This window comes from Desulfosarcina sp. (assembly GCF_041551955.1).
Taxonomy (GTDB): Bacteria; Desulfobacterota; Desulfobacteria; order Desulfobacterales; family Desulfosarcinaceae; genus Desulfosarcina.
The window spans coordinates 1-7,782 of the sequence record NZ_JBFELV010000233.1 but is presented as its reverse complement, the minus strand read 5'-3'; the positions used below and the strand labels follow the sequence as shown (position 1 = coordinate 7,782).

Sequence of the window (7,782 nt, the reverse complement as noted above, 5' to 3'; positions counted from 1 at the left end):
GGCGGTTCCATAAATGGGATGGAGAACCCAAAGTCAAAAAGCCGGTCAGGCGCAGACAAGTCGTTGATCCACAAAAAAAAGGGTGCATGCCTCAATTCGATGGCCTGATAAAGCATTCGATAAAGAGCAAAAAAAACAGGTATTTGAAGAACCATGGGGAGACATCCACCCATGGGGTTGACCTTGTAGGTTTTATACAAAGCCATCAGCTCCTGGTTCATTTTTTGTTTGTCGCCTTTATGCTTTTCACGAATTTCGGTCATCAGGGGCTGAAGCTTTTTCATCTCACTCATCGACTTATAGCTTTTGTTGCCTAGCGGCCACAGGATGATTTTGGTAAAAAGGGTCAAAAGGATGATGGCGATGCCGTAGTTGGGAAGAACACTGTGGATTTTGTTCATGAACCAGAGACAGGGCTTGGCGATGACATTGAAAAATCCGAAATTAAGCGCTTTACCGAGATCGTGACCCAGGCTGTCCAACAAGTCCATGCTCTTGGGCCCCATAAACACAAAAAAGTTAAACGCCTGTTCCTCGCCGGGGGAAAGCTCAAAAACGGGGTTGACCAGCTGATTGACGACAACGTCGTCGATCGCAGCCAGTTTCATGCTGCCGTTGACTTCGGCGCCAGGGATGATGCTCGAAAGAAAATAGCGATCTTCGACACTGACCCACTTGATCTTGCCTTTATATTCGTCCTGATCTTCGATCTTCTTGGTTTTAACCTGTTGGAGTTTATCGTCGATCAATGCGCTGGGCCCGACAAAACCATAGCCTTGATCGGCTTCAAGGGGTTTGCGAACAGAGAGCACCAGCTGGTCCTTCAAAATCTTTTCCGAAGCATTCTTTAAAACGACCTCCAAACCGATGAGGTAGGAGTCTGGCTCGAAGGTATAGGTCTTTGTGAGAATGGTTCCGTCATCCGCCACCCAGTTGAAGGAAAGCGCCTTGCTGTCGCCGTCCACAACCAGGCGGTCGCCCGCTTGGTCGATGGAGAATACCGCATCGTTCATACCGTTCAACGATTTCCCCAATAGGGAGGTGCGAATAACACCTTCTTTAAAAGACGGCGGGATCAGTTGTTTGTTTGCAGAATTCTTGTCGACCGTTTCACGATATTTCTTGAGAATGTAGCTGGAAAAAGAGGCGCCCCTTGCCGAAATGCGAACGGTGTAAAACGGGGTTTCAACGGTTATTTCCCGACCCTGATCTTGGACGATCTGGGCCGCTTTTATAGCATCGATCGCTGCTTTACTGACGGCCTTGGTCGACGCAGCGGTTGGCTTGCTCGAGGCGCCATCATCATCCGGCCCCAATTTTGTTGTCGCGGTTTCTCGTTGGTCGGTTACCGGCTGCTGGTCTACAAAAAACATGCTCCAGACAAATAGCACCAGAAAAGACAGACCAATGGCTAGCAGCAGTCGAAATTGTTCCATTTTTTTCTCCTTGACGCCAAGGTGCGTCAACAGTCGCGAGCGATACGTTGATAGTGGTTTTTGAACGGCGTAAGCATTTCACAGAAGGCAATCGAGGCGGGCTTAAAGCAAAGCGATATTTCAAACGGGATAGAACATTCACGGAACCGGATCAAATCCACCGGGCTTGAAAGGGTGGCACCGCAACAGCCGTTTAATTGCGAGCAGGCCTCCCCTTCCAACACCATATATGGAGATCGCCTGATAAGCGTATTCTGAACAGGTTGGAACAAATCGGCAAGCAGGCCCCAATATGGGTGAAATAGAGATCTGATACAACCGAATCAACAGTAGCGTCAGTTTATTCATTTTCCCGCAATTCGGGCTTTTCCGCCGATGGCCTCAAAACAGCGTTCGAGATGGTCTCTAATTGCCGCCGTCCCTATCCGTCCAGACGATGGTCTGGCAATGATGCTCATATCGAGCCGGCCCGGTAATAATCGTCTGTTCAATCGAAAATGTTCGCGAATGGTTCGCTTGATCCTGTTTCTCGTGACGGCCTTCCCGACCTTTTTGGAGACGGTGATGCCAAGGCGAGATCGCGAAGCCTGGTTTGCTTGGGAGATGATGATAAAATACTCGCTGTAATGACGATTCCCGTTTTTTGATAGCGTCCGGTATTCGATTGACGTTCTTATTCGATCTGCCTTGGTGAATGTTGCACGTGTCAAAGTTATCAACCCGTTTTCATGGGATTTTATTCTTTTTCCCCGAACATCCGAAAAAGGGCCTTCGTCGCCGCGTCGGTTAAGCCGCCAGTCTTTTTCTGCCTTTTGCCCGCCGACGATTGATCACGCGGCGACCAGCCTTCGTTGACATTCTTTTTCTGAATCCATGCGTTCGAGCGCGTTTGATTCTGCTCGGTTGGTAAGTACGTTTCATCGTTTAATTTCCTTCTTTCCAATGATGTGATGCCAATGCATACCCGTCTTCGTCAGTTGAATCGGGTACCTTAAGCACATGATGGCGGCGGTGTCAAGCTGCAAAAAAGCGCTCCGATGGTCAGATCCGTCCCTTGGGTTCAAGGCCCTGGCCATAGAAAGACGGACAATCTCACGTAATCGTTTCACTCATGAGCGGACTCTATAAATTCAAACGCTTCCATGTGATAGCGGTTGTCCGGGTATATAACGATCTGTTTTCCGATGTTCTTTTCCAACCCCTGAATCAGATGGTTTTCTTCACCATGAAGAAAGTCGGCCACTTCCGGATTCACCCGAAGGGTAAGTCGAAAACCGGCCATGTCTGCTGCGTACCTTAAAATCTCGCGACATATTGAATAACATATTGTTCTTATGGATATAATATATCCTTCTCCATCACAATAAGGACACGGGTCGCACAACAGCCGGGTAAGGGGTTTACGGGTTCTTTTGCGGGTCATTTGAATCAATCCCATATCTGAGATGGGAAGGATATGGGTCTTGCTTCTGTCTCTGGTAAACGCTTCACTGAGCGCCGAAAAGACTTTCTCCTGGTTGGACTTTTTTTCCATGTCGATAAAATCAATGATGATGATCCCACCAATGTCCCGCAATCTGACTTGGTAGGCAATCTCTTTGACGGCCTCCAGGTTGGTTTTTAAAATGGTTTCTTCCAGGTTGTACTTTCCGACATATCGACCCGTGTTCACATCGATGGCCACCAAGGCTTCGGTGTGTTCGATCACGATATACCCCCCTGACTTAAGCCACACTTTTCTCTTCAACGCTCTGGAAATATCACCTTCCAGGTTGTAGGCATCGAATATGGGTTCGTCGCCCTCAAACAGCTCAACGGAGTCCTTTAGGGATGGATTGAAGGTGTCAAGAAACGCGAGGACCGACTCGAAATCCTTTCTCGAATCGATTACCAGCTTTTCCGCCTCCTGAAGCAGCAGGTCTCTGACCGCTCTGAGACTGAGGTTCAACTCCTGATGAAGCAGGGATGGGGTGGCGGCTGTCTGATACTTTTTTTGAATGTTGCACCACAGGTTTTTCAAAAACCCCATTTCATAGGCAACTTTTTCTTTCTGAATCCCTTCTGCTGCAGTTCGAACAATATAGCCCATCGCACTGTTGCTGGATAACTCGGAAACAATCGTTTTGAGCCGTTGGCGCTCAGCTTCATCCTCGATCCGCCGTGAGATTCCAATATGCGTGGATGTGGGCATCAACACCAGAAAGCGACCGGGGAGTGAAATATTAGAGGTGATTCTGGCACCTTTGGTGCCGATGGGGGATTTTGAAACCTGAACCAGAATTTCCTGCCCTTCGGTGATAAGGTCTTCGATTTTCTCTTTTTCTTCTTTTGGTAGGGGGGTCGGTTGGCGGTTGTCGTCGGAATAGCCATCTTCCTCGACATCGTTGCAAATAAAATGGCCATCGATGTCTGCATAATTATCGCGGATTACATCATCCACATAGATAAAAGCTGCCTGGTTCAATCCAATCTCTACAAAGGCCGCCTGCATTCCTGGCAGTACCCGCTGAACCCGGCCTTTGTAAATATTACCGGTATTGTCTCGGCTTCCCTTTCTTTCAATGAAAAGTTCAACAATCGTTTCGTCTTCCACGAGAGCGACCCGGGTTTCGTGGTCTGCCACGTTGATAATGATCTTTTTAGACATGATTCGTTTTTCTTTTGGTGATTATTGCGGTCAGGATCTGCAGCTCGCTCAAATTAAAGACCGTTTTCATCACGAGTCCCGGTCTAACCATCAGGTTGTTATCGGTTCCAAGGGTCATTACAGCATGATGGTCGTCCAGCAGCCTAATATCGGAAACCGCCTTTTTTAAATCTACGGCCACCGGCCTGCCTTTCTTGCTTTTTCTTTCAATAGTTACGCTTTGTTGGCCAAAAAACCAGTCTAAATCTTTTTGTTTGAAAAAGCCATCTTTTAGTTCAACCCGATAAGGCAGGGTGTCGATCCGTTCCAGCGCCTTTTTTTTGACATACGGGGAACAACCGGTGATTTCCAGACCGTCGGGCATTTGCCGGCGCAGCCGGGAAATCAGTTCACCCGAATCGATGGGCTCTGTCAGCGTAACCAGCATTCGCTCATCTTCGCTTTGCATTCCCATGGGTAACGTATCTCCAAAAGAGACCTTGGGCATGGGATGAAACCCTTTTGAATATTTCAAGGGAAGCCTCTCCCGACGTAAGCTTCTGGTAAAAATTTTTACCATTTCGAGATGGCCTAAAAAACGGGCGGCCTTCATTTTTTTGAAACTGACCACATACTTGATCGCGGTCTCTGACGCCTGCGGCTCAGGAAGCGGTTTCTGCGTTGAAAGAAAGCCTTTGTGATCATGAAAGGAGACTGGTTTTATCGACTCGAAATCGCAAACCCCGCATCCCCTGCAGGATCCGGTTCTACAGTCGTTGGTGATCTTTCCGGCTACCGCCCTGGCCTTTTCTTCGAGCAGGAAAGATCGATCCACGCCAATATTGATGTGATCCCATGGCAACGGTCGATCGGTGTCGGAATATCCTTGCGTGTAGTGCCGAGGATTGATCCCGCTGGCTTGAAAAACCGTCATCCACCGGTCATAATCAAAAAAATCCGTCCACCCATCAAACCGGCAACCGCTGCGCCACGCGTTGATCAACACGTTGTTCAGCCGTCGATCACCCCTGGCCCAGACCCCTTCGACCACACTCACCCGCGGGTCCTGCCATTTAACCTGGACACCAGGCAGTTTCAGGTTGTCTTTCAGCCAGTTAATTTTTTCCAGGGCCGTTTCGAGAGAGATCTGGGGCTCCCACTGAAACGGCGTATGCGGTTTGGGTACAAACGTAGCCACACTGACGTTTATTTTTTGACTTCGACCTTGTTTTTTGGCTATCTCCTTTAACCGTTTAACAAGAGCGACGATCGCTTCGATATCGGCCTGGGTTTCGCTGGGAAGACCAACCATGAAATAGAGTTTAATCAACTTCCATCCCAGAGAAAATGCATTTTCAACGGTCTCGACGATATCTGTTTCGGTGATATTTTTATTGATCACGTCCCGCAGGCGCTGGCTGCCGGCTTCCGGCGCAATGGTGAAGCCGGTTTTTCTGACTTTTCGGACCAACTCCATCAGCTCAGGAGTGAGCGAGCCGGCCCGCAATGACGGCAATGACACGGCCACCCTGTCCTTGGCACCAACATCCACAATCCTTTGCACCAGGGGTGCGATACAAGAGTAATCCCCCGTACTCAGTGACAGCAGGCTGAGATCTTCATATCCGCTCTCCTTCAACAACTGGCTCACGGAAGACAATACCGCCTCTGGGTGTCGTTCGCGTACGGGCCGATAGATCATTCCCGCCTGACAGAATCGGCAGCCTCGCGTGCACCCCCGGGCAATTTCCATTCGCAGCCGATCATGTACCGGCTTGCCGAAAGGAATGATGGGTGTCCCTGGAAAGGGTTCAGTGTTCAGGTCTGAAACCACCGCCCGATCAACATCCTGATGCGATCCATGTTTTGGCGTTAATCGCTGTGCGCCAACGGCATCGACGGAAACGTCGAAAAAAGAAGGAATATACACCCCTTTTATCTGAGACCAGCGATGGAGCAGAGCCTCCCTTTTATCACTGTCCGATCGGCGCCACGCTTTCCATGCATCGGTCATCTGCAAAATCACGGCTTCACCGTCGCCCACCACAAGTGCATCGAAAAAATCAGCCACCGGTTCCGGGTTGCAGGTACATGGACCGCCTCCGATCACAAATGGATCCGTCTTGCTTCGCTCTTCGGCAAAGAAGGCAATGCCTGCTAAATCGAGCATGTTCACCATGTTGGTGTAGTTCAACTCGTAAAGCAGGCTGAAACCGAGAATATCAAAATTTTTCAAAGGCGTTTCAGACTCTAAGGAACACAACGGCAGTTTGTTTTTGCGCAGCTGCGCCTCCATATCCACTGCCGGTGCGAAGACCCGCTCCGCCAGAATCTCGTTCCTGCCGTTGAGCATCCCATATAAAATCTGAATACCGAAGTGTGAGGTGGCTATTTCGTATAAATCGGGAAAGGCCAGGGCGACGTGCAGTTGGGTTTTTTTCCACGGTTTCTTGATGCGATTGGTTTCACTGCCCAAGTAACGGCTGGGCATCTGGACCAGCGGCAGGATATCTTGAATGGATGTTTCGCTCATGGTATGTTTCTTAACCTGATTATTATTTTGGAAAAGCATCGAAATGGCAAAGACGGTTCCCCGAGTAGATAGAAAAAAAAGCTCCTTGCTCCACTGTGCGGGATCTCTGATGATTCTTCTTATCACCTGGCACAACGGCTTTTGCGGTATTGACGCACGGGAAAACCATGTCGTCATCGCGGTCCGAAAAGCAAGCCCGGCAGTGGTCAATATAAGTTCACAATATGAAATTCGCAAGAATTCCAATCCTTTTTCTGGATATGGCATGGACCCCCTGTTAGATAAGTTCTTCCGCGATTTTTTTTCACCAGAACTCGAACGCAGGGAAAAACGAACCAGTCTTGGCTCCGGCGTCATCATCGATGGTACGCGAGGCTTGGTCTTGACCAATACTCACGTTGTCGAAAAGGCAACCACCATCAGCGTGGCGTTAAACGATCAACGCGAATTCGAGGCGGCAATAATAGGTATGGATCCGGAATCAGACCTGGCTGTGCTAAAAATCCAATCGAACCAAGAGTTGCCAGCCATCCAAATGGGCCATTCAGATGACTTGATGATTGGGGAATCGGTAATTGCCATCGGAAATCCATTCGGTTTTTCCAACACCGTCACCACCGGTGTGATCAGTTCGGTCAATCGAAGTATTAAAACCGGAGAACGCGTTTTTCACAAATTCATTCAAACCGATGCCTCCATCAACCCCGGAAACAGCGGCGGTCCCCTGCTTAATATCAACGGAGAGTTGATCGGTATCAACACGGCAATTTATTCGCAGGCCCAAGGCATCGGATTTGCCATACCTATAAACCGCGCCAAACGAATCATTTCCGATCTGATCAATTTCGGAGAGGTCGTTCAGGCCTGGGTAGGCATAACAGTTCAGCCCATCGATTCCGAGCTGTCCACCTATCTCGATATACCAAGCAATGTCGGACTCATGGTTACAGCGGTGGAACCGGAAAGCCCGGCGGCAAAGGCAGGCATGGGTGACGGCGATATCATTCTTTCCGTAGACGGCGAGAAGCTGACCGACATGTTCGCCTATCAAGCAAAGATGAATGAGGTTTCAGCCGATCAAACCCTGTCGATTGAAATCAGCCGAAAGGGAAAAGTCGCTCACGTTTCCATCCAAACAGCGACCTTTCCTCTTGATCGGGCGCTGACACTGGCCAGCCAACGCTTGG

7 protein-coding genes are annotated in these 7,782 nt (G+C 49.2%); 1 reads left to right on the top strand and 6 read right to left on the bottom strand.

Features of this window, described 5'->3' with window-relative positions:
• The 6 genes from yidC to ABYV26_RS16225 form a co-directional block, all read right to left on the bottom strand.
• Positions 1 to 1,436 (bottom strand): membrane protein insertase YidC (yidC, locus tag ABYV26_RS16250; protein WP_372682404.1); only part of this gene is annotated, 1,436 nt, incomplete at its 3' end.
• A 138-nt stretch (positions 1,437 to 1,574) separates the two neighbouring features.
• The gene (yidD, locus tag ABYV26_RS16245) at positions 1,575 to 1,784 is read right to left on the bottom strand and encodes a membrane protein insertion efficiency factor YidD (RefSeq protein WP_372682403.1); all 210 of its coding nucleotides are present in this window, start codon (positions 1,782 to 1,784) and stop codon (positions 1,575 to 1,577) included.
• Positions 1,781 to 2,146 (bottom strand): ribonuclease P protein component, encoded by a 366-nt coding sequence (gene rnpA / locus ABYV26_RS16240; RefSeq protein ID WP_372682402.1) that lies wholly within the window; start codon positions 2,144 to 2,146, stop codon positions 1,781 to 1,783. Before rnpA ends, yidD begins: the two co-directional genes overlap by 4 nt.
• A 76-nt stretch (positions 2,147 to 2,222) precedes the next feature.
• Complete coding sequence (gene rpmH, locus ABYV26_RS16235; RefSeq protein WP_372682401.1) at positions 2,223 to 2,357, bottom strand: 50S ribosomal protein L34; 135 nt, start codon at positions 2,355 to 2,357, stop codon at positions 2,223 to 2,225.
• A 184-nt stretch (positions 2,358 to 2,541) separates the two neighbouring features.
• A complete protein-coding gene (locus ABYV26_RS16230) occupies positions 2,542 to 4,083 on the bottom strand; it encodes a ribonuclease E/G (protein ID WP_372682400.1) in 1,542 nt (513 codons plus the stop codon).
• Positions 4,076 to 6,595, bottom strand: a complete 2,520-nt coding sequence (locus ABYV26_RS16225) for a TIGR03960 family B12-binding radical SAM protein (RefSeq protein ID WP_372682399.1) — start codon at positions 6,593 to 6,595, stop codon at positions 4,076 to 4,078. The genes ABYV26_RS16230 and ABYV26_RS16225 overlap by 8 nt, the downstream gene beginning before the upstream one ends.
• 43 nt (positions 6,596 to 6,638) lie before the next feature.
• Here ABYV26_RS16225 and ABYV26_RS16220 point away from each other — a divergent pair.
• On the top strand, positions 6,639 to 7,782 hold a 1,144-nt coding region (locus tag ABYV26_RS16220), incomplete at its 3' end, for a S1C family serine protease (RefSeq protein WP_372682398.1).

Excerpts from the sequence above, each read along its gene's own strand:
- ABYV26_RS16230 (WP_372682400.1), bottom strand. The coding sequence starts at position 4,083 with ATGTCTAAAAAGATCATTATCAACGTGGCAGACCACGAAACCCGGGTC.
- yidD (WP_372682403.1), bottom strand. The coding sequence starts at position 1,784 with ATGAATAAACTGACGCTACTGTTGATTCGGTTGTATCAGATCTCTATT.
- ABYV26_RS16225 (WP_372682399.1), bottom strand. The coding sequence starts at position 6,595 with ATGAGCGAAACATCCATTCAAGATATCCTGCCGCTGGTCCAGATGCCC.
- rpmH (WP_372682401.1), bottom strand. The coding sequence starts at position 2,357 with ATGAAACGTACTTACCAACCGAGCAGAATCAAACGCGCTCGAACGCAT.